The following is a 22,295-nucleotide window of genomic DNA, read 5'->3' on the forward strand; positions in this document are numbered from 1 at the left end:
TGTTTTTTTTATGAAGACTTATTCGTGAAGTTTGCTCAATGGGCAATGAGCTTTTTAGGGCTTGGGTTCTGAGGTAGCAGTAACCAAACCTTTCCAAAGTGTTTAAGCTGTCCCGCATGGAAATGGGCTTCTTCTCCTATACCTTGGTACCAATCAATATGTCCTGGACCCTTAATCGCGCCACCTTTGTCTTGAGCAAGCAGAAGACGAAATTCATGACCAACCAGATTTCCATAAGAGTCGAGTTTAGGTACTTGAGCTAATAAAATGGAGCCTAGGGGAATAACGTTCGGATCAACGGCCGCAGAATACAATGGTGTTAGTGGGACGTTTGCAGCACCAACAGGGTCGCGAAGTCCTTCACTAAAAAATAAGTAGCTTGGGTTAGTTGAAAGGATTTCTCTCATGCGGTCTGGGTTATCCGCTAACCATTGGCGAATGCTTTGTGCTGAAATATCAGCACGATCTATCTCTCCTCGCTCAATCAGTTCTTTCCCTATACTGCGATAAGCATGACCATTTACTCCGCCCCAAGATAGAAGTTTTTGTTCACCATCTTCGTATTCAACAACACCAGAGCCTTGTACATGTAAGAAAAAATTGTCGACCAAATCTGAGGTGTACGCAATTTCTAAACCTTGTCCTGCTAGAGCACTTTCAAAATCAATTTCTTCTCTAGAAGGGAATCCACCGTCTTCATTACGTTGTGTTGGTTTGCGATAAAGCGGGTAGCGATAAACGTCATCTGGTAAATGGCGTACAGGTAAAATAGGAACGTAGTAACCTGTGATTTGTACATTGCCTCTGCTGTCTTGTCCGGCTAATTGGTGGGCGATAAGTTGCGGTTGTTGTGCTGGGTTTTGTAGCCAATTATTAATTTCGTTAGCGACGATTTTTAAGTCTTCCGTGTTTGTCTGTGTGTTCTCAAGCAAGTACTGTTTATCTGAGATTCGATTTAAATAGGCGATTTGTTGTTGTAAGCCATTTTGAAAACTGGCGTCAGGGTAGGGTAATCCTGGTGGTAGACTTTCTTTTAAATACAAGGTGTCACGTTTCAGTGCTGTCGTGTCTCGACCATTATTCTCAAAATCATTAGAACTGTCTATTTCTGTGAGACTACAGCTGATCGTCAGTAGACTCAAAGACGCAATGTAAAGAGGGCGAAAGGTGAATTGGTTATTTTTTGGTGTAGGGATAAAAGACTGCAATACAGAGATGATTTTCATAAAAGCTCTTTGTTATAAAAAGTGAAAAATAAACCGACGATGTAAGTCAGAAAAAAAGCATATAAAAGTTAAACCGTGTGGAAAGTTTGACCACAAATAAAACACGAGGTTCATCTTGGTTATTTGTGAAGGTGAAAGCAATATTTTGAAGGGCAGTTTTACATTTTAAAACATGAGGTATTCGTAAGCCTGACGTAAATCGATAAAAATATCTTGGTCACCACCTCTGTCCGGGTGATGCTGTTGAGCGAGTTTACGGTACTGTTGTTTAATGTCGGCTTTACTTGGGTTACTGTCGTTTATTTTTAGCGTTTTTAATGCTGCATCTCGATCTCCACTTAAACTTATGCCTTTATAAAAGCTGTTCAGCAAACGAGAAACTTCGTCGACATCTGTTTTTTCGTATTCACTCCAATCTAAATAGTAGGCAGCCAGTTTGGCGTCGACGCTGTTGTTTAATGTGGTTGTATCCGACAACTGAACTTGGGTCTTACTGAGTAAATGAATGCGAGTAGAGCATATGCTAAGCAACAGGTTGTCTTCTTGCCAGAGGCTGCTTTGTAATTGATACAGGGCGTTCATGATAAGAAAGTGTTGACGAAACAGTAGTAAGTTGACGTCTTCGGCGAGCTTTTTGAATTCGGGTAACTGATCTCTCAGTTCTTTTAAAATGTCGAATTCGCTTATGCCATTCGGGTGATTTTTTAAAATCGCTAGAATTGGGCCAACCAAAGGATTCTTCATATCTGACTCTTATGATGTAATGATGGTCATAGTGTATGTGATGAAACCGAAAAGGGTCAAAATTGAGCTGGATTTTTTATTAATTAAGGGCAAGGCCAAGAGAAAATATGTTGTGGATTATTGGTATTGTAATCGCTCTCTTATTGTTGGTTGGACCAAGTGCGTGGGTGAAATTTACCTTAAAACGTTATGCCGCAGATCGTGACGATTTACCGGGAACGGGTGGTGAACTTGCGAAGCATTTCGTAGAACGCTTTGAGCTGAATGACGTCAAAATTGAAGCTACACAGGAAGGACGAGATCATTTTGATTTTGGGCAGCACGTTGTTCGTCTTAGTCCAAGCGTTCTTAATGGCCGCTCTTTGACCGCAGTCGCTGTGGCTACACACGAAATAGGTCACGCCATTGCTCATGAGAAAAAGCAAAAAATCTCGCATTTAAGCTCTAGATACCTACCTTTTGCGCATTTTGCTCGACGCATTACGGCTGGCTTGCTCATTGGCTGGCCGCTTATTTCTGCGTTGTTACATCTACCTTATGCCGTGGCATTGCATGCTTTAGTGGTTGGTTTGTCTGGCCTTTTAGCTGTAGTGGTGCAATTGGCAATCTTGCCAGAAGAATGGGACGCTAGTTTTAATAAAGCCTTGCCAATCTTGGCAGAAGGAAATTACATTCCCCAAGAAGACTTACCGAAAGTGAAAAAAATCCTAACGGCCTGTGCCATGACTTACGTCGCTGCTGCTTTGGTGAGAGTTCTATTCGTTTGGCGCTGGTTTAAGCGTTAAGTACCATAATGATATCGAAGTTGTGCGATGAGAATAGTGTCGTTTTGATGTTTATACACAATACGATGTTCATCATTTATACGGCGAGACCATTACCCAGATAAGCCGTGTTTCAGTGGCTCGGGTTTTCCAATACCTTCATTTGGTGTTCTTTGAATATCTTTAATGAGCAAATTAATACGTTTAAGTACTTTCTTATCTGTGGTTTGCCAATAAAGATATTCCTCCCCAGCTTTAGTCGAAAATGTTAGCTTCATTCAATTAGCTCTCGCTCCGTTACCTGCTTCAAGCTCGGCAATCGATTCTAAAAGATTTTTGGCGTTTGCTGGAGACCTTAGTAAGTAAGTCGTTTCTTGCATGGCGTTATAATCTTCTAAAGACATCATCACAACAGGCTCTTCATTCTTTCGGGTGATGATGACTGGTGCGTGATCATTACAAACACTTGCCATTGTTTTGGCTAAGTTTGCTCTAGCAGCTGTGTAGCTGATTGCATCCATAAAAACTCCAAAATGTTCATGTACGTTATTTTGTACACATTAGTTTTTGGGTACATAGTAATCAACTTATTTTAGATAAAAATGCCTTTTATGGTTTTCCACGCCTTGTCACAAAAAAGGCATGAAGTTCGCATAAAATCGCCTTACTATAAAAGCTGACTTTTTGGTTAGTATCTATCATCGAAAACTATTTTGTTTTATGGAGTAATGTCATGACATTGTTTTTTCCTAGGAAGGCGTCTGTTTTAGCTTCTTCACTTCTTTTTGCATCGCTTGCCCAAGCAGCCACTATTGACTTACGAGTCATGGAGACCACTGATATTCATATGAATTTAGTGGATTATGATTACTACGGTGATAAGCAAAGTGATGGAGTTGGTTTGTCCCGTGTGGCGACTTTGATCAAAGCGGCTCGTGCTGAAGTGACAAACTCTGTGTTGGTTGATAACGGTGATTTATTGCAAGGTACGCCTCTGGGCGATTATGTGGCGAAAGGACGGGTGCTGCGCTTTGGTGAAACACATCCAGCTTTTAAAGCGATGAACTTACTTGATTATGATGTGGGTAATATAGGTAACCATGAATTTAACTACGGTTTAGACTTTTTGATGAAGAGTTTGAGCGGAGCGAACTTCCCTTATGTGAACGCCAATGTCTATGTTGATGATGGTGATAACGACCCTTCTAATGACCAACCCTACTTTCAGCCTTACATTATTAAAGATAAAACCTTCGTTGATTCTGATGGTAAAACGCAAACGGTGAAAATTGGTTACATTGGTTTTGTGCCACCGCAAATCATGACCTGGGATAAAGACAACTTAACCAGCCGAGTGATCGCGAAAGACATCATTGAAACCGCGAATAAATACGTTCCAGAAATGAAAGCTAAAGGCGCGGATGTGGTTATCGCGATTCCTCACAGTGGCATGATGAACTCGCCTTATATGAAAGGTGAAGAAAATGCGTCTTACCATTTAGCCAAAGTAGATGGCATTGACGCTATTCTTTTCGGTCACTCCCATCGTATTTTCCCAGGCGACAAGGCATTAAATGCATTTGATGGTGTAGACGGTGAAAAAGGCACAGTGTTTGGCAAGCCTGCCACTATGCCTGGCTTTTGGGGTTCTCACCTTGGTGTGATTGATCTGACGTTAGAGCCTTCTGGTGACGGTTGGAAAGTGGCAGATGGTAAAGCCGATGTGCGTGCTATATCACGCAGAGAAGGGCGTAAAACCATTGCCTTGGTAGAAGCCGATGAAAGTATTAATGACGCCGTTGAAACCGAGCACCAAGGTACTTTGGCGTACATGCGTCGTAAAGTGGGTGAGTCCACCGCAGACATTAATAGTTTCTTTGCTCTTGTCCAAGACGATCCATCGATTCAGATCGTGAATAACGCTCAAATTTGGTATGTGAAGAACATTGTGCGCGGTACATCTTATGAAGGCTTACCGATTCTATCGGCTGCTGCACCATTTAAAGCTGGCGGTCGAGGCGGCCCAGATTATTATACCGATGTGCCAAAGGGTGATATTGCGCTGAAAAACGTGAGCGATTTGTACATTTATCCAAACGATTTGAAGGTCGTAAAATTAACAGGTGAACAGGTTGTTGAGTGGTTAGAGCTTGCAGCTGGTCAGTTTAATCAAATCGATGCTGCTTCAAGTGCGCCTCAGAGTCTGGTGAATGCGGCTTTCCCGACTTATAACTTTGATGTCATTGATGGCATTTCATATCGTATTGATGTGACTCAGCCAGCGCGTTATGACGGTGATGGAAAATTGGTAAACCCTAGTTCTCATCGTATTAAGAGTGTCATGTTCAATGGCAAAGCTTTGAATATGACAGACGATTTTTTGGTGGCGACGAATAATTACCGTGCAACAGGCGGTGGCCATTTCCCTAACTTATCAGGCGACACCATTGTGATTGATGCACCAGATAAAAACCGAGATGTTGTTGCGAACTATTTATTAAGCCAGAAAACCATCAATCCAGCGGCGGATAACAACTGGTCGTTTGCGGACTTCGGCAAAGCGAAGGTACAGTTTGTGACTTCTCCGAAAGCAAGAGATATGGCAAGCGACAAGATGTCGTATCAGTCTTTAGATGAAAATGGCTTTGCTGTTTTTGAGATGAAATAGGGCGAGTGCCTGTTCGATATAGAATTGAGAAGGCCGCTGCAAGGCGTGTCTTCTTGGTTCTGTATTGATTTACTGCAATTTTCTTTTTCCTTTCTACTTTTCTTATTGAATCTACATATTTGCTCTCTATTTTAAAGAGTATGATGGACTTTATATCGTCCAAAATAAGAGAGAAAACCATTTCTGTGCGTATTCCAATTGTCTCCAAGTTGTTTATTTCCTTGTTCGTAACCAGTGTTTTATTGGTTACGGGGATGGCGTTTTTAGTGAGTTATAGTTTCAAATCTGGTTTTCAAACTTATCTCAATAAGCAGGAAGAGAAGCAAGTTATTGAGTTAGCGGAAGGTGTCTCTCAATATTATTCTAGTGAACAAGGTTGGCAATTACTCAGAGAGCGACCTGAAATATGGGTGGATCTTTTTGTCAATATGAATAGCCCTTTGCCTCCCAGACAAGAAAGAGGCATGCCGGATAGAGAAGGTTTTCCATCGCCAAATAACGGCTTTCCAAGACCAGAAAGAGAGGGTTTTGAACCGCCAAATGGCTTTGCGCCTCCTAATGAAGGTATGCCAATGCCGGACGAAGAGCATTTTGTACCTTTTGGTAGAGACAATGGCATGGACGAAAATTTAAGTCCTTTGAGTCATCGTATTCACTTGGAAGATGTCCAGCGTCACTGGGTGACGGGGGTTCCATCAAAGGCGCAAGATGAAGACTCAACTGAGCATTTGAATGTGCCAGTTGTCGTAAATTCGAAAACCGTTGGTTGGTTGGTTTTAGAGCAGAAAAGCTTGTTATCAGGTGAGCTTGTGACTCAGTTTTATGAGCAACAACAAAGTAACTTGTTTTGGATTATTGGCTTAGCGGGTTTTGCTTCTCTAATGGTTGCTTTGCTCTTGGTTCGTCATTTTCTTGCTCCTTTGAAAAAGTTAAAACAAGGGGCAAATGCGCTACGGGAGGGGAATTACGAGTTCTCTTTTGGTAATCGAACTAATGACGAATTTGGTGAGCTGTCAGATAGTTTCCAATCTCTTATTGGTAGTTTGAAAAAGCAAAAAGAAAGTCGTGAGCAATGGTTAGTGGATATCTCTCATGAATTACGTACACCCATAGCTGTGCTACGTAGTGAATTAGAAGCCATACAAGATGGTATTCGTCGCCCTGATACGCAAAGAATAGACTCAATGCATCATCAAGTGATGGGGCTAAGACGTCTCGTTGATGACTTGTATGTGTTGTCAAAGACGGATTCAGGTGTTTATCAAATGGAAGTTCAAACCCTTGAGGTGGTTTCATTGATAAAAAGAGTTGTAAATCAATTTGAGCCAAGAGTTTCTGAAAAAAATCTGCAAATAGGGTTGATTCAGCCAGACTCTTTATCTTTCATAAAAGGTGATGAAAAAACTTTAGAGCAACTTTTCGTTAATCTCTTAGAAAATAGTTTACGTTATACGGATGCTCCTGGGCGAATTCTTATTTCTATTATTGAAGAGTCTAATACGCTTTTAATACGTGTAGAAGATTCTTCACCTAGTGTGGGAAAAGAGCATTTACCAAATTTATTTAAGCGCTTGTATCGGGTTGATAAATCCCGCAGTCGCCAACATGGAGGATCAGGCTTAGGCTTGTCAATTTGCCGTAACATCGTCATTATGCATGGCGGTGAAATCTCAGCAAATGAATCCGAATTGGGTGGTTTGGCCATCGACATTAGATTTAAAAGAGAGTGAAGAATGAACGATACAAAAAAGTTTATCTTGGTGGTTGAAGATGAACCAACCTTGTCGGCTATCCTTTGTGAGTATTTTGAACACGCAGGTTTTAGAGCGCAAAGTCTTGATGACGGTGCAGCTGTTGTCGACTTTGTTAGAAAGAATTCACCTGATTTAATCATTTTGGATTTGATGTTACCAAATCGAAATGGGTTGGATATTTATCGTGAAATTCGTACTTTTAACGAAGTACCTATTATTATGGCGACGGCTAAAGTAGAGGAAATTGACCGACTAATTGGTCTTGAACTCGGTGCTGATGATTATATTTGTAAACCATATAGTACGAGAGAGGTAGTCGTAAGGGCCAAGAATATCTTGCGCCGTAATAAAATGTCGACCTTTACTTCTCAAGAAGATTTGGTGATCAACGAATCTTCAATGACAGTCACTTTTCATCAGCAGCGACTGTCACTGACACCTGCAGAATTTCGAATTTTAGCTTTTTTATTTAGAAATAATAGTAAAATATATAGTCGAGATCAGCTTATGGATCATATTTATACGGATCATAGAGTCGTCGCTGATCGAGCAATAGACAGTCATATCAAAAACTTACGACGTAAGCTAGCTGAAGTTGACCCATCATCAGATTGTATTAAATCTGTTTATGGAGTCGGTTATAAGTTTGACGTTTAACAGTCATTTTCTCCATATTGAGTACAAACTTTCGCAATATACTTTCTTTGTTCCATTATCTATTTTGTGTTTTATGCACACCTAGGAAGTATATTATGAAGACAATATTATCTACTGTATTTTTGCCTATTATGACGGCAAGCTTACTATCACTTTTTTCCATAAATAGTCTGGCAAACGGACAGCCTCCTAAAGAGCCGCCATCATTTGATCAAATGGATTCAAATGGTGATGGGGTTCTAACAAAAGATGAGCTTAAAGGACCTTTGCTCGATGATTTCGATCGTTTCGACGCCGACGGTAGTGGCTCACTTACGAAAGACGAATTACCTGAGCCTCCAAATCATTAATTAAGGTGAGGAAAAGGTTATGACGCTTCGTTCTATTATTGCTTTGTGTTGTTGCCTGACTCTATCTGGCTGTGCTGGCGGTCCGAGAGGGTTTGGTGGTGCGCCTTTTGGATTGTTCGCATTAGGAACAGGCATCGCAATAGGTTCTGTTTTGACAACCTTGCCTCATCGTCATGTTGTAGTGGATGATCGTACCTATTATGCAGATGGTGTTTTTTATCGAGACACACCCCGCGGTTACTTGGTTGTTACGCCAACACCGGGTGTTTGGGTAGATGATATTCCTGAAGAACACAGAGTCGTTCGACATAAAGACAAAGACTATTTCACTAGTAAAGGTATTTGGTATCGTTTTGATGTTAAACGAAAACGATATAAGGTAGTTGAAAACCCTTTTGACAATGATGATTAATGCTTATTTATAGGTATAAAAAAACCCTAAGATGATTCGTCTTAGGGTTTTTTCTATTGAGTCTATTAAACCTACACTATTAGCGTTGTTTAGTTTCGTACTCAGGATGAATCCAAACGGGCGCATTGAGACTTGGTAACGGGTCTTTTCCTAGAATCATGTCTGCCGCTTTTTCTGCAACCATGATGGTTGGCGCGTTTAAGTTTCCGTTGGTGATGGTTGGGAAAATAGACGAATCCACCACGCGAAGGTTTTCGATACCACGCACCTGACAAGCTTCATCTAAGACGGCCATTGGATCGTTATCATCACCCATCTTACAGGTACAAGAGGGGTGATATGCACTCTCTACGTTCTCTTTTACCCATTGATCTATTTCTTCATCACTTTGAATGTTCATACCAGGCTGAATTTCATCGCCACGGAATGTATCCAATGCTGACTGTTGAAGTACTTCACGGGTTAGGCGAATCGTATCGCGCCAGTCCTGTTTGTCTTGTTCGGTGGAAATGTAGTTGAACAAGATACGAGGTTTAGCCGCTGGATCGGCGGATTCAATCCATAGCTTTCCGCGGCTTTCTGGTTTGTTTGGCCCAACATGGACTTGGAAACCATGGCCTTCAAAGGCTGCTTGACCATCGTAGCGCATGGCCGCAGGTAAGAAATGATATTGAATATTTGGCCATTTCAAACCGGCTCGTGAACGAATGAAACCGCAAGATTCGAAATGATTGGTTGCACCCAAGCCACTTTTGAATAAGATCCAACGAGTACCGATAAGGCCTTTGCTGATCAAATCCAGTTTACCGTTTAGTGTGACGGGGGTTTTACACTTGTATTGGAAATACACTTCCAAGTGGTCTTGTAAGTTTTCACCCACACCTGGCAATTCATGAACCAGTGGTACACCTGCATTTTCTAGCACGTCTTTTGGACCAACACCAGACAGTTGTAACAATTGTGGTGAACCAACAGAACCCGCTGAAAGAATGACTTCTTTACTCACGTTAACTTGGCTTTTTTGGCCATTTTTACTGAACTCAATACCAACGGCCTTTTTGCCATCAAAAATGACTTTGTGGCTAAGGACACCGGTTTTTAAGGTTAGGTTTGAACGTTTTATCGCACGACGTAAATAGGCATTAGACGTAGACGCCCGAACGCCATTTTTTACCGTCATGTGCATTGGTCCAAAGCCTTCTTGGCGATGGCCATTGTAATCTGCGGTTTCGCCGTAACCTGCTTGGTTACCTGCATCAATGAAGGCTTGATAAAGTGGGTTGTAGGTCATGTCGTTACCGTTATTGGTCGACAATGGACCGTCGCCACCGCGGTACAAGTCTGCACCACCTTTCCAAGATTCTGCCTTTTTGAAATAAGGTAAACAGGTTTGGTAATTCCAGCCTTTTGCTCCGCTTTCTTCCCATTGATCAAAGTCGCACGCGTGACCGCGAACATACACCATGCCGTTGATAGAAGACGAACCGCCTAACACTTTACCGCGTGGACAATGCATTTCGCGATTGTCTAACCCTGGCTCTTTGTCAGTATGGAACTGCCAAGCGTATTTTTCAGTGTTCATTGGGTAAGATAAGGCCGTTGGCATTTGGATAAAAATACTTTTATCTGAGCCACCCATTTCAAGTAGAAGAACCTTGTACTCACCACTTTCTGTCAGTCGATCTGCTAACACACAACCTGCGGAGCCAGCACCAACGATGATGTAATCGTATATTTCGTTTGCCATAATGCTTTCCGTTTAGTAAGGGTTTTGGATGTCGTTAAGATCGACAAACACACTTTTCGTTTGTGTGTAGTGATATAAAGTGTCGATACCATTCTCACGACCAACACCGGATTCTTTGTAACCACCCACTGGCATTTCTGCAGGAGAAGATCCCCAAGCATTGATCCAGCAAATACCCGCCTGCATTTGATTAATAACACGATGTGCACGAGCAAAGTCTTTTGTGAAAACGCCAGCCGCTAGACCAAACTTAGTCGCGTTTGCGCGTTTGATGACTTCGTCTTCATCAGTAAAACTTAATACTGACATAACAGGGCCGAAGATTTCTTCTTGTACCTGAGGCATGTCATCTGTGCAATTTGTGAAAACTGTTGGAGCAACAAAGGCGCCTTTGTCTAAACCATTTTCTGTGACTTGATAACCACCACAAAGCAAGGTTGCACCTGCGTCTTTTGCCGCTTCAATGTAGCCTAATACTTTGTTCATGTGGCTTTTTGAAATCAAGGCACCAACTTGTGTGTTCATGTCCATTGGGTCGCCAATAATCATGGCTTCTGTACGTGTTTTTAGTTCTTTGGTGAAAGCGTCCATCATGTCTGCGTGAACAAATACACGGGTGCCGTTTGTACAAACCTCTCCTTGAGTGTAGAAGTTAGCCAACATGGCTGCAGAAACGGCTTGATCAACTGGCATGTCAGGGAAGATGATCATTGGCGACTTACCACCAAGTTCCATAGTCACATCTTTTAAAGACTGAGCGGAAGCGGCCATGACTTTTTTGCCTGTTCCTACTTCACCAGTGAAAGAAACTTTATCTATTTCTGGATGTGCTGTGATCATTTGACCAGTACGGCCATCGCCTTGAATGACATTGAAAACACCGTCTGGCAAACCGGCTTGAGTGTATATTTCAGCAAGCTTCAAAGCGGTTAATGGTGTTTCTTCAGACGGTTTGAAAATCATCGCATTACCAGCGGCAAGCGCCGGACCAGATTTCCACATAGCGATCTGAATTGGGTAGTTCCATGCGCCAATGCCAGCACAGATACCTAATGGTTCACGGCGAGTATAGAAGAAGTTGCCGTTACCAAGATCTTGGTATTCACCTTGGATCTTATCAGTAAGGCCAGCGTAATATTCAATGACGTCAGCACCTGTTTCTATGTCTACGCAAATAGCTTCTTGTAGAGGTTTACCTGTGTCTAATACTTCTAGGCGAGCCAGTTCTTCGTTATTTTCACGAAGTAATTCTGCCGCTTTCTTAAGAATACGGCCACGTTCTACTGCTGTCATAGCAGCCCAAACTTGTTGACCTTTTTTTGCGGATTTAATGGCAGCATCGAGTTCAGCTTGGCCTGCGTGTTCAACCGTTGCAATCACTTCCCCTGTTGCAGGGTTAATGGTTTCAAAGTGTTCTCCGCTGGTGGATGCATGGTAGCGGCCGTGAATGTATTGCTGCTGATGTGCCATGGTAAACCTCTTTAATTCGTTTGTTATATGGCACTCTTTTTTGAGTCGCCATCATGTATCAATTATCTGTTTTTTATTAAACGTCCGTTTAATAAAGAATCAATTGTACACATTTCTGACTAGTAATGTCAGGGTCATCATGAAAGTGGGACGCTGACAGGAAGCTTATAGGTCGTTTATGACAACTATTACTTGATAGGTAAATGACTGACAAAGCGAATCTTTGTGATCATGAGGGGGGATTTAATGAAAACTCTTCTTCTTGCAATCACAGCTTTACCATAAAGCTTCGCAAGAAGAAGAGAAAAGGGCAATTTACTATGGATCAAGTGGTCAATAGTTATAGATTAAGAACACCATTTGAATCATGGCTAATTGGACTTGTCACATAAGCGTCCGCCATATCGTCATTTAGCCAGTAATTGCCATCTATGAGATAGCGAAATTGGTAGGTGTGTGACACCTCTAGATTTAAGCTGGAAGCAAATTCTCCTGACTTTTGTTTACGTAAAGGGTTTAGAGAAGCATCCCAATTATTAAAGTCACCGACGACAGAAACTGCCTGGGCATCACCAATGACTTCAGCAGGTAAGATGAATTTTACTTTGCATTCAGGTTTGGTTTTTAAATATGTCTTTGTGATCATTTTCTGCTCCATGGTTCTGATGTGAACGTAAGATGAGGCTACAGCAAAAAACCTAAAGTATGAGATGAATAACAAGCAAAGCTCAGGCCATGCTTTTTAACTAATTAATCTTGTAGATAATTTGTTCAAATCGCAGTCTTTATGCTCTCTTTCTTGTGATGTGAATGGATGAAATGCCGAAAAATGCACCTTTATTGTGCTTAGTATGCAGATACAAATTGAGACGTAAACTTACATTTTAAACTGTACAAATACCATACAATTAATAAATGCATACCACAAAGAGAAGGAGTGTTTTATGGACATTCAAATGATTATTCTAATTGCGTTAAGTGTGGCGCTTGTTACTGCTATTGTTTACTTGGTTGTTTTCAAAGGGCCAGAGCAAGATTACGATCATAATTCACAAAGTCACCATCACGATCACAGATCGTGATGGTTTCGTTTTGCTCTTACTTAACTAGTTACAATGTCTTAATGTCATTGTTGCCTCGATAGCGCTTATTCTTCGTTTCTTTGATTGTTTCTAAATCAACAAGAACGAGTCCATCTACGCAATAGCCAAAATCTGCATCAACTCCGAAGTCTAAAAAGCGTACACCACCAGGCTCACATAACTCACTGTATTGTTTAAATAAAGTTGGAATGCTAGCACCAAAGTGACTCAGTTGTTCTTTTAATATTTTAAAGTCTTCGTCGTAATTATCACCGCTAAAAATTCTAGAAATGATCTCTGCATGTTCTGAGTTTATTTGGTAGGGTGTGAAAGAACGAGCTAGATGTTCATTATCTGAAAAATACAATTTGTAGAAAGATACAATAAAATCTTTTGCGACTGTTGGGTAACTGTTACTTAGGCTCACTGGCCCGAACATGTAACGGATATCAGGGTGCTTATCTAGATATGCTCCGATTCCATACCATAAATAATCTAAACTGCGCTTTCCCCAATACTTTGGTTGAATGAAACTGCGGCCTAATTCAATACCCTGTTCAAAGTAAGGTTCCATATCACAGGAATACTGAAAAAGGTCAGCGCTGTAAATACGGTTTGGTTTGTCTTCCTTCATATAGCGAGCGACTTCGCCTATGCGGTATGCACCAACGATCTCTAACTCATCTTCATCCCATAAGATTAAATGACGATAATGTTGATCAAATTTATCCAAATCAGAACGTTCGCCAGTGCCTTCACCTACTTTACGAAAAGCAATTTCACGCAAACGGCCAATTTCTTTTATGGTGACTGACATGGGGTCATAATCAAATAAATAGATCTGTTTATTGTCTTTGGTACTGCCGAGGTGCTCGGCTTGTTTAAGTTCGTTTTTGATTAGCTGTCTATTTTGTGGATGTTCAACCGTTTTCTCTGTTTTTAATAGAGGTTTTTTGCCTTTTGCAATGCGGTATAAATGGCGCTTTACCAGTTTGTTTTTTTCTTTATCACTTAATGGTAGTTTTGCTAATTCTTGAATAGGAATGGCTTGTCCTACCTGCATGGGAATCTTACGATTTTTCTGGCGGAACATTTCATTAGCAAGTTGTATCGTTGAAAGAGGTCGGTATAAAAGAGAACTGGTGTAAAACAGCATGGAATTACGGCCGCCAATATGTACAGGCAGTAATGGGCTATTTGTCTTTTGTGCTATTTTTAAATAATTTTGATTCCACTGCTGATCTTTGACACCACTTGGCGACATCCGAGACACTTCTCCCGCAGGGAAAATAATCACAGCCTCTTCGTTATGTAAGCAGCTCATGATGGCTTTTAGCTGTTGTCTACCCGTTTTTCCACCTAGATTATCAACCGGAAGAACTAGGCTCTTGAGACCGTCAAAGCCCATCAATAAATCATTGGCAACGATTTTCACATCAGGTCGGATTTCACCAATGAGACGGAGTAAAGCCAAACCATCTAAAGCGCCGAGGGGGTGATTTGCTATGATCATCATGCGTCCGCTGGCGGGAATGTTACGTCGATCAACTTGGCTTACTTGATAGCTAAAGTTGAAATGATCTAAAACTCGGTCAATAAATTCGAAGCCGACACAGCCGTTGTTGATTTCCAGGAATTGATTAACTTCATTTTCGTGGAATAAGCGTTTTAGTACGCTTAACGTAGGGCGTGTTATTAGTGGACTCTTGTCGAAAAACTGAGGTGATTTACTAGTAATCATTTGCTCGACTTGTATCACAGTGATGCTCCGCTCTTAATAAGTTCTTGGTTATCTTATTAGTGAGAGTAGAGTGAATATATGACAAAGTCGTGACACTTGTGTGGCTAAACTATTACCAGCTAGTGTATGAAATGAATAAGTATTGAAGGTATTGTTGGTCTACTTATTTGAAGATAAAGGTGGCCACTTAATCCGCTGAGGTATCTTCATTTTCGTCGAATTTATAAAAAAAGTGCCATAAGCAGTACAGAGTGATACCTGCTGCAACAACGGCCCAAATAGGTTCATTAGATACCCATTCGAGAATAGCCCAAGCCATACAAAATAAAGTAGTGACGACGCGACGCCATTTGGGACGAAAAAATGCGCGATCAGAATCAGTAAGCATAATATACCTGTTTGGTGAGCTCTCTTTTTTAGCTTCTATTTTGTATAAGATAGGCACTGTAGAGCAAGTCGGTTTGCTGCGCCAACCTAGTTTCGTTTTGGTAAAAAATACATAAACATAGAGTTGGCGTACAAAAAAGTAATAGCAGAGTTTGTAAAGCCTATAACACTAAGACTTATGGTCTTAAGCTTGTGCTTTTGTTTTGCTATTACCTAACGAAATATGACGAGATCCTGTTAGCTGAGATTGTCCACTAACCCCTGAATCAATCTTATCTATCTGTCCACCGCGAGCAAGAAACTCTTGCATCTGCTTTTCTATGGATTCCGAAGTTTCCGAAGCAGCCGGCTGTTTCTTTTTAGTTGCCATGATAAATAGTCCTTGTTATTTGATTGAACAAGGACTATACCAGAATTTCACAAAGTTTGCTTGTTATTGGCTAACGTCTGCAATCGTGCGTCCATCTTAGCTCATGATTAATACTGGCTAATCAGTTTTTTATCTCTCCTCTAAACTCGAGAATATGGGTGATATCGACGAATAATAGGGTTCAATAACCTTGCAAACCAACCTGTAAACTCAATTGGCGCATCTAAGACGGTTAAGCAAATGCATTCTGCGTCTTTGGTGACAATAGGTTTATGTTTATGGCTAGCATCTCGATTAATAAAGTCGCCCTGGCGATAAACGCCACTTTCGTCAGAAAATGCACCTTCTAATACTAAGGTTATTTCATCTCCAGTATGAGTGTGAGTTGGCATGTGCGAGCCTGCTTTTACTCGAGTTAGTGCAATCTGTGCACCGCCTTCTTCGTTATAAAGAGTGGCAATTTTAAAAGAAGGAGATAAGCGCATCCAAGTAAGGTCATCATAACTTTTCGTAATGAACTGACGTAAGCTATTAGGAATTCGATATTCATCCCACTGCGACGCATTTTTTTCTTGAAGAGGTTCATCAGCACGAATTTCTACTTTCGGCTGCTTCATAAGAGAATCGAAGAAACTGTCTTTTAAACTGCTTAACTGCCGCTCTTCTATCGGTGTTTGATCAAATAGATGTGAGCCTAGCATCTCAAGTTTTTTAACCTGTTGTTGGCATTCATGGCAATGTTCTAGATGTGTAGAAACACATAAAGAATGCGCTAAAGCTAATGAGCCTGCGGCGTAATCGGTTAACATTTCAATCGATGGATGGTAGTTGGTCATCGAATACTACCTCTTAACGTAAATAGTGAGTTTGTGCAAAGCAAGACGGACTCTAGACTTAATTGTGCCTAGGGGAAGAGATAATTCTTCCGCTGCCTCCTTGTGAGTTTTGCCTTCTAAGTAGACCTTTGCTAACACCTGTTTTTGGTCAGCAGGTAACTTGTTTAAACCTTGTTGTATGCGTTCTTGATCTCTTTTTTGCTGGGCGTCTTTAAATGGATCGGCGTTTTCATCGACCACATTTTGCCAAAGATATTCAGGGTCAATATCGGATTGATGACGGCTGTTTTTACGCAGGTAATCAATACGTGCATTTCTTGCCAGAGTAAAAACCCATGTATTGAGAGAAGCCGACTCTTGCTTATATGTATGAGCCTTATTCCAAATACGGATCATGACTTCCTGAGCAATATCATCGGCCATTAGATTCGCTCCCGGTTGCTTGGCAAGACAAAAGGCTCTTACCTTTGGAACATAGTGATCAAACAGGCGAGCTAAAGCGGCTTGATCCCTATGTTCAGCAATCGCAAACATATCATCTATGCGCTGCTCGTCTGATTGTAATTGTGTTGCGCGTTCCATTTGTAACTCCGTAAAGAAAGGAAAGCTGTTATCACGCTTCGTTTGCGTTATCTAAATGTACGCAAGAAAGATAAGTGTGGATCACTTTTTTCTTTTTACCTAAATAAAAGATAGAAATAAGTGAAAAGTTAACGGGGTGAATGAATAGATACGCAAAGCCTAGGTTAGGGTATTCATTCTTTATTGAACTGTGTCATAAAAAATGTGATCTGAAACAGAAATGACGACGTTTATATGAGACAAGAGAAAACGGATTGATTCCCTATTTTAAGAAAAGTGGAGCGTATGGTGGGTTCTAAAATGGATTCTAATTATTTGTTAATTGAGCGTTTCAAAGCATTTTATCAAGATGTTAAACATCCGCAGTTGGATAAGATTGATGAAGTTTATACAGAGGATCTTGTATTCAAAGACCCTGTTCACGAATTGCGTGGAGCAGAGGCATTGCATGCGTATCTCTCTGAGATGAGTGTCAATGTTCAAAGTGGCCGTTTCGAATATTTGGACCAAGTGGTTTCAGAAGACACAGCTTATATAAAATGGAATATGCACTTTAAGCATCCTAAGCTTGGTAAAGAAACCATCACAGTTCGTGGCATTAGTCAGGTGCAGTTTAATGGACGTATTTACTTTCACGAAGATGTTTATGATTTAGGGCAGCTTATTTATGAGCATGTGCCTTTATTGGGGTCTGTTGTGAAAGGACTAAAAAGACGTTTAGCGGTTTAGCCAAAGGAGCTCCCGATGAAGGATGTAAATCAGCAAGTTGTTTGGATAACAGGAGCCAGTTCTGGAATTGGTCTCTCACTTACTAAGCGTTATTTAGATGATGGTTGGAAGGTGTTGGCAAGCGCCAGAACTCAGGGAGAACTAACACCTCTTTTATATGCCTATGAAAACTTGGCATTTGTTCCTTTTGATGTATCTGATATTGATCAAGTCGGAATTTTGCAAAATACACTTGGTGTTTTGACTTCACATCTAGATTGCGTGGTTTTAAATGCAGGGACTTGTGAATATTTGGACATGGCAGATGAAAATCCTGATTGGGAAATGATGGGGCGAGTCATGTCGGTTAACTTCTTTGGCTTGATGAACAGCGTAGAAGTTTGTCTACCGTTATTGAAAAAAGCGGCACGACCACATCTTGTTGGTGTCAGTTCTCAAGCGGTGCAAGCTGCATTTCCACAAGCAGAAGCTTATGGCGCGAGTAAAGCGGCAACTCGGTATTTCTTATCTTCTCTTCGAATGGATCTGAAACAATTTAATATTGATGTTACTTGCTTATTACCTGGTTTTGTCGATACGCCTCTAACGCAGAAAAATACCTTTTCTATGCCTTTTCTAATGTCTGCAGATGAAGCCGCAAAACGCATGCATACCGCACTGGAGTCACGTCCATACGAATTCGCTTTTCCGAAACGGTTGTCCATGATGCTTTGGATTGGGCGTCATTTCCCCAAATTATGGCTTTCTATGTTGGCGCCTAAAAGTACAGATACAAAGTAATTCAAAAATTAACGCTTCAAAACAAGTGAAGCCAACAAAATAGATTATCGTGCCTAGTACATAAGGCGCTGAGTTTTTAAGGAGACAAGTAAGTGAAAATAGCCATTATAGGATCAGGGATTTCAGGATTAACCAGTGCATATCTTTTACAGCGGAAACATGATGTCACGGTATTTGAATCAGCGCAGCGAATCGGTGGCCATACAGCAACGGTAGAAGTACAAGAAGAAGGTGGTATCAGAGCAATTGATACCGGATTTATTGTCTTTAATGATTGGACGTACCCGAACTTTATTCGATTGATGAACGAGATTGGTGTTTCTTCCCGTGCGACGGAAATGAGCTTTAGTGTCAGTTGCCAGCGTACGGGTTTGGAATATGGCGGAAATAATTTAAATACCTTGTTTTCTCAACGTCGTAATCTTTTTAATTTCCCTTTCCTTGGTATGTTGAAAGACATTCTTCGCTTTAATAAAGAAGCCATTCAAGACTTAGAAAGTGGCGAATTGCGAGAAGGCGTTACATTAGGCGAATATCTTAAAGAGAAAGGCTACGGAAAACGCTTTGCGAGTCATTATTTGATTCCAATGGGGAGCGCTATTTGGTCATCTACACTGGATGAAATGATGGAATTTCCTTTGGTGTTCTTTGTTCGTTTCTTCAAAAATCACGGTTTGTTGAGTGTGAGTGATCGTCCACAATGGCGCGTTATTGAAGGTGGTTCTTCTGCGTATTTACAACCTTTAGTTGCAAGTTTTACAGATAAGATTCGTTTAGGTATTCAAATCCAAAAAGTACAACGCTTGGCTGATTGTGTGGTTGTTGAGTTAGAAGATGGCTCTGAAGAAACATTCGATCAAGTGGTTTTTGCCTGCCACAGTGATCAAGCATTGTCGTTGCTTGCTGATTCAAGCCAAGACGAAAAAGAGATATTGTCTGCTATTCCATATCGTAGTAATGATGTGGTGCTACACACAGATACTAGCTTGTTACCAACAACAAAGTTAGCTTGGTCAAGTTGGAATTATCACCTAGGCGTGGACCAAAACAAGCCAGCCACCCTCAGCTACAACATGAATATCTTGCAACACTTTTCAAGTGATACCACTTATGTGGTTACTCTGAATCAAACCGATATGATTGCGTCAGATAAAATTATTGGCAGTTTTAAATATGCGCATCCTACTTTCACCTTAGAAGGTATTAAAGCGCAAGGTCGTTGGTCAGAAATTAATGGCGTTAACAACACTTGGTTCTGTGGTGCCTATTGGCGTAATGGTTTCCATGAAGATGGTTGCTGGAGTGGAGTTCGAGTGGCGAATGGGCTGGGTGTGGAATGGTGAGTCAGCCCATTGAAACGATGAGGGAAAACGGTGCGATGAAACACAGTGCTATTTATCAAGGCACCGTTCGACACCGTCGTTTTGCACCTCGATCCCATTCGTTTAGATATCGCATTTTTATGATGTATTTTGATTTAGACGAGTTAGACGAAGCACTAACTTTAAGTCCTTGGTGGTCCATGAAATCTTGGTCTTTAGCTCGTTTTTCTCGTAAAGATTATTTCGGTGATGCTGCTGTCCCCATCAAAACGGCGGTACTCGATGCAGTGAATAAACGCCTTGGTTTAGCCCTTTCAGGCCCAGTTCGTATGTTAACCAACTGCCGTTATTTTGGCTTTATTATTAATCCAATAACTATCTACTACTGTTTTGATGAGGAAGAGCAATTACAAGCTATGTTGCTTGAAGTAACGAATACACCTTGGGGGAGAAAATTACCTATGTCTTGAAATGTGATCCAAACCAGCAGACGCAACGTATTCAATTTAATAAGGAAATGCATGTGTCGCCGTTTCATCCAATGGATCATTTTTATGATTGGCGTAGCAATGTTCCAGCTAAGAAACTAGCTGTACATATGCAGAATAAAGAATTGCTTGGTGACCAATGTGTATTTGACGCTACCTTATCTTTGTCTCGTATGCCAATGACGGCTTCTTCTATGACCAAGGTGCTTTTTAGCTATCCGGTTATGACGATGCAAGTAGCATTTGGAATTTATTGGCAAGCCGTTAAATTGTGGGCGAAAAAAGTACCTTTTTATTCACACCCTAGTCATTAATCGTCTACCAAGAAAATAGTTAACTCATTAAGGGGCTTAAAAATTATGAACACTGTAAGTATGGATAATCAAAAAATGAGCAAAAGCCACACAGCAACATGGTTTGATAACCTAGCCCGAAAAATGGTTTTTGCTATGTTAGAACGATTAGAAGTTGGTCATTTAATTCTCGAAGAAAATGGTAATACCTATTTCTTCGGTGAAGAAAAAGAAAGTGCGCAATACATCGCCCACATACATATTCATGACATAAATACCTATCGCGATGTTTTCTTAAACAGCAGTATTGGTGCAGGCGAAGCTTACATGAAAGGCTGGTGGACATCGTCTGATGTCGTCGCTGTAATTCGATTAATGGTGGCGAATTTAAATCTGATTAATAAAATGGATGCTAAACGTCCTATTTGGAGCCGTATTGGTGCCAAAATCATCCATCGTATGAATGCCAATACTAAGAAAGGTTCCAAAGAAAATATATCTGCGCACTATGATCTCGGTAACGATTTTTTCTCTTTGTTCCTTGATCCGACCATGATGTATTCCTCTGCGATTTATCCTCAAAAAGAGGCCTCGTTAGAAGAAGCTTCTGTTCATAAACTGGATCGTATCTGTCAAAAATTACAGCTGAGTAAAGAGGATCACCTTCTAGAAATTGGTACAGGTTGGGGCGGTATGGCGATTCATGCTGCAAAACATTATGGCTGCCTAGTAACAACAACGACCATCTCTAAAGAGCAATATGAATTTGCCAAAGAGCGAGTAGAAGCGGAAGGCTTACAAGATAAAATCACTCTATTGCTTGAAGATTACCGTGATTTAGAAGGCCAATATGACAAGTTGGTATCGATCGAAATGATTGAAGCGGTTGGTCATAAATACTATGACAGTTACTTTTCAAAATGCAGTGAACTATTAAAGCCTCATGGCGTAATGGTCATTCAGGCCATTACCATTGCAGATCAGCGTTATGACTATGCCCGTCGTTCAGTTGATTTCATTCAGCGCTATATCTTTCCTGGTGGCTGCTTACCATCTAACCAAGTGATTGCTCATAAAATTGCATCTAAAACAGATATGCAAATTGTCGGTTTAGAAGATATCACTGAGCATTATGCCAAAACACTTGCTGATTGGCGCACACGCTTCCATGCCGCTCGTCATCATGTCATGGATATGGGATTTGATGATGTCTTTTGCCGTATGTGGGATTTTTACCTCGCTTATTGTGAAGGTGGCTTCAAAGAGCGAGCGATCAGTACTGGACAGTTTGTGTTTGCAAAACCTGAGCATCGTTTGTCCATCGAACAACCTGTTCCGACAGTACGAAGATAGGTTTGGCTGGCAATATGAAGCGCTTCCTTAATGCTGCTTTGTTCCAAATCGTCTGGTTTGTTTGTTTACTTGCAGGCAGTGTTTGGGGGCTTGTAGCAACCTCTTTGTATTTGTTTCTACATGATCGCTATTTTATGACTACGCGTCGTGAATGGCGCTTGTTGTTTGTGTTTGTTGCGCTCGGATTATTGGTTGATGGCGCCTTATTTCAGCTGGGGATTTTTTCAAACGGCGACAAGAATAGCTGCATTGTTATACCACCAGTTTGGCTATTATGCCTTTGGGTAAGTACTGGAACCTTGTTTGTTCATAGCCTGTCGTTTCTACGATCTAGATACTTATTAAGCTCACTAATTGGCATGATTGGGCCAACGATAAGTTATTTTGCAGGCGCTAAGCTTGCTGGCATTACATTAGCTGAACCTATTGTTATGTCTTTATTAGTTGTTGCTTTTACTTGGGCTATGGTATTGCCATTTGGGTTTTGGCTCAGTGAAAAGTGGCGTTTGTTTACAGACTAAATACGATAAAGGAGGTGAT

23 protein-coding genes and 2 pseudogenes are annotated in these 22,295 nt (G+C 41.0%); 13 read left to right on the forward strand and 12 right to left on the reverse strand.

The window, feature by feature from the left end; translation table 11 throughout:
• Nucleotides 1–35: 35 nt before the first annotated feature.
• Nucleotides 36–1,226, reverse strand: a complete 1,191-nt coding sequence (mltA, locus tag AC0L3Y_RS06925; RefSeq protein ID WP_473470081.1) for a murein transglycosylase A — start codon at nucleotides 1,224–1,226, stop codon at nucleotides 36–38.
• 165 nt (nucleotides 1,227–1,391) lie between these two features.
• Nucleotides 1,392–1,970 (reverse strand): DNA-J related domain-containing protein, encoded by a 579-nt coding sequence (locus AC0L3Y_RS06930; protein WP_473470082.1) that lies wholly within the window; start codon nucleotides 1,968–1,970, stop codon nucleotides 1,392–1,394.
• A gap of 107 nt (nucleotides 1,971–2,077) precedes the next feature.
• Here AC0L3Y_RS06930 and AC0L3Y_RS06935 point away from each other — a divergent pair, with 107 nt between their 5' ends.
• Nucleotides 2,078–2,755, forward strand: a complete 678-nt coding sequence (locus tag AC0L3Y_RS06935; protein WP_473470084.1) for a zinc metallopeptidase — start codon at nucleotides 2,078–2,080, stop codon at nucleotides 2,753–2,755.
• Here AC0L3Y_RS06935 and AC0L3Y_RS06940 read toward each other — a convergent pair.
• Both AC0L3Y_RS06940 and AC0L3Y_RS06945 read right to left on the reverse strand, forming a co-directional pair.
• Nucleotides 2,752–3,012, reverse strand: a pseudogene (locus tag AC0L3Y_RS06940) (Txe/YoeB family addiction module toxin). The gene AC0L3Y_RS06935 and the pseudogene AC0L3Y_RS06940 overlap by 4 nt on opposite strands.
• The gene (locus AC0L3Y_RS06945) at nucleotides 3,013–3,255 is read right to left on the reverse strand and encodes a type II toxin-antitoxin system Phd/YefM family antitoxin (RefSeq protein ID WP_473470086.1); all 243 of its coding nucleotides are present in this window, start codon (nucleotides 3,253–3,255) and stop codon (nucleotides 3,013–3,015) included.
• Between the two features lie 212 nt (nucleotides 3,256–3,467).
• Here AC0L3Y_RS06945 and AC0L3Y_RS06950 point away from each other — a divergent pair, with 212 nt between their 5' ends.
• The 5 genes from AC0L3Y_RS06950 to AC0L3Y_RS06970 all read left to right on the forward strand — a co-directional run bounded on the left by AC0L3Y_RS06950 (nucleotide 3,468) and on the right by AC0L3Y_RS06970 (nucleotide 8,575).
• Nucleotides 3,468–5,402, forward strand: a complete 1,935-nt coding sequence (locus tag AC0L3Y_RS06950; protein ID WP_473470087.1) for a bifunctional 2',3'-cyclic-nucleotide 2'-phosphodiesterase/3'-nucleotidase — start codon at nucleotides 3,468–3,470, stop codon at nucleotides 5,400–5,402.
• Nucleotides 5,403–5,542: 140 nt separating this feature from the next.
• Entirely contained in the window at nucleotides 5,543–7,132 is a 1,590-nt protein-coding gene (locus AC0L3Y_RS06955; RefSeq protein WP_473470088.1) for an ATP-binding protein, read from the forward strand.
• 3 nt (nucleotides 7,133–7,135) lie between these two features.
• Entirely contained in the window at nucleotides 7,136–7,813 is a 678-nt protein-coding gene (locus tag AC0L3Y_RS06960; RefSeq protein WP_473470089.1) for a response regulator, read from the forward strand.
• A gap of 95 nt (nucleotides 7,814–7,908) precedes the next feature.
• Nucleotides 7,909–8,163 carry a hypothetical protein gene (locus tag AC0L3Y_RS06965; RefSeq protein WP_473470090.1) on the forward strand — a complete coding sequence of 85 codons (255 nt, stop codon included), beginning with the start codon at nucleotides 7,909–7,911 and terminating at the stop codon, nucleotides 8,161–8,163.
• A gap of 19 nt (nucleotides 8,164–8,182) precedes the next feature.
• Nucleotides 8,183–8,575, forward strand: coding sequence for a DUF6515 family protein (locus AC0L3Y_RS06970; RefSeq protein WP_473470091.1), 393 nt, complete (start codon nucleotides 8,183–8,185; stop codon nucleotides 8,573–8,575).
• A 79-nt stretch (nucleotides 8,576–8,654) separates the two neighbouring features.
• On the opposite strand, the gene betA is transcribed toward AC0L3Y_RS06970, so the two are convergent.
• From betA to AC0L3Y_RS06985, 3 genes are all read right to left on the reverse strand, one after another.
• Nucleotides 8,655–10,322, reverse strand: a complete 1,668-nt coding sequence (gene betA / locus AC0L3Y_RS06975) for a choline dehydrogenase (protein ID WP_473470092.1) — start codon at nucleotides 10,320–10,322, stop codon at nucleotides 8,655–8,657.
• A gap of 12 nt (nucleotides 10,323–10,334) precedes the next feature.
• Complete coding sequence (gene betB, locus AC0L3Y_RS06980; protein ID WP_473470093.1) at nucleotides 10,335–11,792, reverse strand: betaine-aldehyde dehydrogenase; 1,458 nt, start codon at nucleotides 11,790–11,792, stop codon at nucleotides 10,335–10,337.
• A 340-nt stretch (nucleotides 11,793–12,132) separates the two neighbouring features.
• Complete coding sequence (locus AC0L3Y_RS06985) at nucleotides 12,133–12,438, reverse strand: isoamylase early set domain-containing protein (protein ID WP_473470094.1); 306 nt, start codon at nucleotides 12,436–12,438, stop codon at nucleotides 12,133–12,135.
• A 298-nt stretch (nucleotides 12,439–12,736) separates the two neighbouring features.
• Between AC0L3Y_RS06985 and AC0L3Y_RS06990 the strand changes: the two genes are divergently transcribed.
• Nucleotides 12,737–12,874, forward strand: coding sequence for a hypothetical protein (locus tag AC0L3Y_RS06990; RefSeq protein ID WP_473470095.1), 138 nt, complete (start codon nucleotides 12,737–12,739; stop codon nucleotides 12,872–12,874).
• Nucleotides 12,875–12,902: 28 nt separating this feature from the next.
• Here the strand turns inward: AC0L3Y_RS06990 and olsF are convergent, their stop codons facing one another.
• From olsF to AC0L3Y_RS07015, 5 genes are all read right to left on the reverse strand, one after another.
• Entirely contained in the window at nucleotides 12,903–14,633 is a 1,731-nt protein-coding gene (olsF, locus tag AC0L3Y_RS06995) for a bifunctional ornithine lipid synthase OlsF (protein ID WP_473470097.1), read from the reverse strand.
• 169 nt (nucleotides 14,634–14,802) lie between these two features.
• Nucleotides 14,803–15,003, reverse strand: a complete 201-nt coding sequence (locus tag AC0L3Y_RS07000) for a hypothetical protein (RefSeq protein WP_473470098.1) — start codon at nucleotides 15,001–15,003, stop codon at nucleotides 14,803–14,805.
• A gap of 183 nt (nucleotides 15,004–15,186) precedes the next feature.
• Entirely contained in the window at nucleotides 15,187–15,372 is a 186-nt protein-coding gene (locus tag AC0L3Y_RS07005) for a hypothetical protein (RefSeq protein ID WP_036163676.1), read from the reverse strand.
• Between the two features lie 140 nt (nucleotides 15,373–15,512).
• Nucleotides 15,513–16,208, reverse strand: coding sequence for a ChrR family anti-sigma-E factor (locus tag AC0L3Y_RS07010; RefSeq protein ID WP_473470099.1), 696 nt, complete (start codon nucleotides 16,206–16,208; stop codon nucleotides 15,513–15,515).
• Nucleotides 16,209–16,214: 6 nt separating this feature from the next.
• The gene (locus AC0L3Y_RS07015) at nucleotides 16,215–16,790 is read right to left on the reverse strand and encodes a sigma-70 family RNA polymerase sigma factor (RefSeq protein ID WP_473470100.1); all 576 of its coding nucleotides are present in this window, start codon (nucleotides 16,788–16,790) and stop codon (nucleotides 16,215–16,217) included.
• Nucleotides 16,791–17,090: 300 nt separating this feature from the next.
• Here AC0L3Y_RS07015 and AC0L3Y_RS07020 point away from each other — a divergent pair, with 300 nt between their 5' ends.
• From AC0L3Y_RS07020 to AC0L3Y_RS07045, 6 genes and pseudogenes are all read left to right on the forward strand, one after another.
• A complete protein-coding gene (locus AC0L3Y_RS07020) occupies nucleotides 17,091–17,519 on the forward strand; it encodes a nuclear transport factor 2 family protein (RefSeq protein ID WP_473470101.1) in 429 nt (142 codons plus the stop codon).
• 15 nt (nucleotides 17,520–17,534) lie between these two features.
• Nucleotides 17,535–18,299, forward strand: a complete 765-nt coding sequence (locus tag AC0L3Y_RS07025) for an SDR family NAD(P)-dependent oxidoreductase (RefSeq protein ID WP_473470102.1) — start codon at nucleotides 17,535–17,537, stop codon at nucleotides 18,297–18,299.
• A gap of 92 nt (nucleotides 18,300–18,391) precedes the next feature.
• Nucleotides 18,392–19,642: an NAD(P)/FAD-dependent oxidoreductase gene (locus AC0L3Y_RS07030; RefSeq protein ID WP_473470103.1), complete on the forward strand. Its 1,251-nt coding sequence runs from the start codon at nucleotides 18,392–18,394 to the stop codon at nucleotides 19,640–19,642.
• A gap of 35 nt (nucleotides 19,643–19,677) precedes the next feature.
• Nucleotides 19,678–20,423: pseudogene (locus AC0L3Y_RS07035) on the forward strand (DUF1365 domain-containing protein).
• 45 nt (nucleotides 20,424–20,468) lie between these two features.
• Complete coding sequence (locus AC0L3Y_RS07040; RefSeq protein WP_473470104.1) at nucleotides 20,469–21,755, forward strand: class I SAM-dependent methyltransferase; 1,287 nt, start codon at nucleotides 20,469–20,471, stop codon at nucleotides 21,753–21,755.
• Nucleotides 21,756–21,769: 14 nt separating this feature from the next.
• Nucleotides 21,770–22,276 (forward strand): DUF2878 domain-containing protein, encoded by a 507-nt coding sequence (locus AC0L3Y_RS07045; RefSeq protein WP_473470105.1) that lies wholly within the window; start codon nucleotides 21,770–21,772, stop codon nucleotides 22,274–22,276.
• Nucleotides 22,277–22,295 lie beyond the last annotated feature (19 nt).

The organism is Marinomonas sp. GJ51-14, from assembly GCF_055808695.1.

Coding starts and splice junctions, on each gene's coding strand:
- AC0L3Y_RS07045 (WP_473470105.1), top strand. CDS start 21,770: ATGAAGCGCTTCCTTAATGCTGCTTTGTTCCAAATCGTCTGGTTTGTT.
- mltA (WP_473470081.1), bottom strand. CDS start 1,226: ATGAAAATCATCTCTGTATTGCAGTCTTTTATCCCTACACCAAAAAAT.
- AC0L3Y_RS06965 (WP_473470090.1), top strand. CDS start 7,909: ATGAAGACAATATTATCTACTGTATTTTTGCCTATTATGACGGCAAGC.
- AC0L3Y_RS06930 (WP_473470082.1), bottom strand. CDS start 1,970: ATGAAGAATCCTTTGGTTGGCCCAATTCTAGCGATTTTAAAAAATCAC.
- AC0L3Y_RS07000 (WP_473470098.1), bottom strand. CDS start 15,003: ATGCTTACTGATTCTGATCGCGCATTTTTTCGTCCCAAATGGCGTCGC.
- AC0L3Y_RS06950 (WP_473470087.1), top strand. CDS start 3,468: ATGACATTGTTTTTTCCTAGGAAGGCGTCTGTTTTAGCTTCTTCACTT.
- AC0L3Y_RS06935 (WP_473470084.1), top strand. CDS start 2,078: ATGTTGTGGATTATTGGTATTGTAATCGCTCTCTTATTGTTGGTTGGA.
- AC0L3Y_RS07015 (WP_473470100.1), bottom strand. CDS start 16,790: ATGGAACGCGCAACACAATTACAATCAGACGAGCAGCGCATAGATGAT.
- AC0L3Y_RS07005 (WP_036163676.1), bottom strand. CDS start 15,372: ATGGCAACTAAAAAGAAACAGCCGGCTGCTTCGGAAACTTCGGAATCC.
- AC0L3Y_RS06985 (WP_473470094.1), bottom strand. CDS start 12,438: ATGATCACAAAGACATATTTAAAAACCAAACCTGAATGCAAAGTAAAA.
- AC0L3Y_RS07040 (WP_473470104.1), top strand. CDS start 20,469: ATGAACACTGTAAGTATGGATAATCAAAAAATGAGCAAAAGCCACACA.
- AC0L3Y_RS06990 (WP_473470095.1), top strand. CDS start 12,737: ATGGACATTCAAATGATTATTCTAATTGCGTTAAGTGTGGCGCTTGTT.
- AC0L3Y_RS07010 (WP_473470099.1), bottom strand. CDS start 16,208: ATGACCAACTACCATCCATCGATTGAAATGTTAACCGATTACGCCGCA.
- AC0L3Y_RS07020 (WP_473470101.1), top strand. CDS start 17,091: ATGGATTCTAATTATTTGTTAATTGAGCGTTTCAAAGCATTTTATCAA.
- AC0L3Y_RS07025 (WP_473470102.1), top strand. CDS start 17,535: ATGAAGGATGTAAATCAGCAAGTTGTTTGGATAACAGGAGCCAGTTCT.
- betB (WP_473470093.1), bottom strand. CDS start 11,792: ATGGCACATCAGCAGCAATACATTCACGGCCGCTACCATGCATCCACC.
- AC0L3Y_RS06970 (WP_473470091.1), top strand. CDS start 8,183: ATGACGCTTCGTTCTATTATTGCTTTGTGTTGTTGCCTGACTCTATCT.
- AC0L3Y_RS06955 (WP_473470088.1), top strand. CDS start 5,543: ATGATGGACTTTATATCGTCCAAAATAAGAGAGAAAACCATTTCTGTG.
- AC0L3Y_RS06960 (WP_473470089.1), top strand. CDS start 7,136: ATGAACGATACAAAAAAGTTTATCTTGGTGGTTGAAGATGAACCAACC.
- betA (WP_473470092.1), bottom strand. CDS start 10,322: ATGGCAAACGAAATATACGATTACATCATCGTTGGTGCTGGCTCCGCA.
- AC0L3Y_RS06945 (WP_473470086.1), bottom strand. CDS start 3,255: ATGGATGCAATCAGCTACACAGCTGCTAGAGCAAACTTAGCCAAAACA.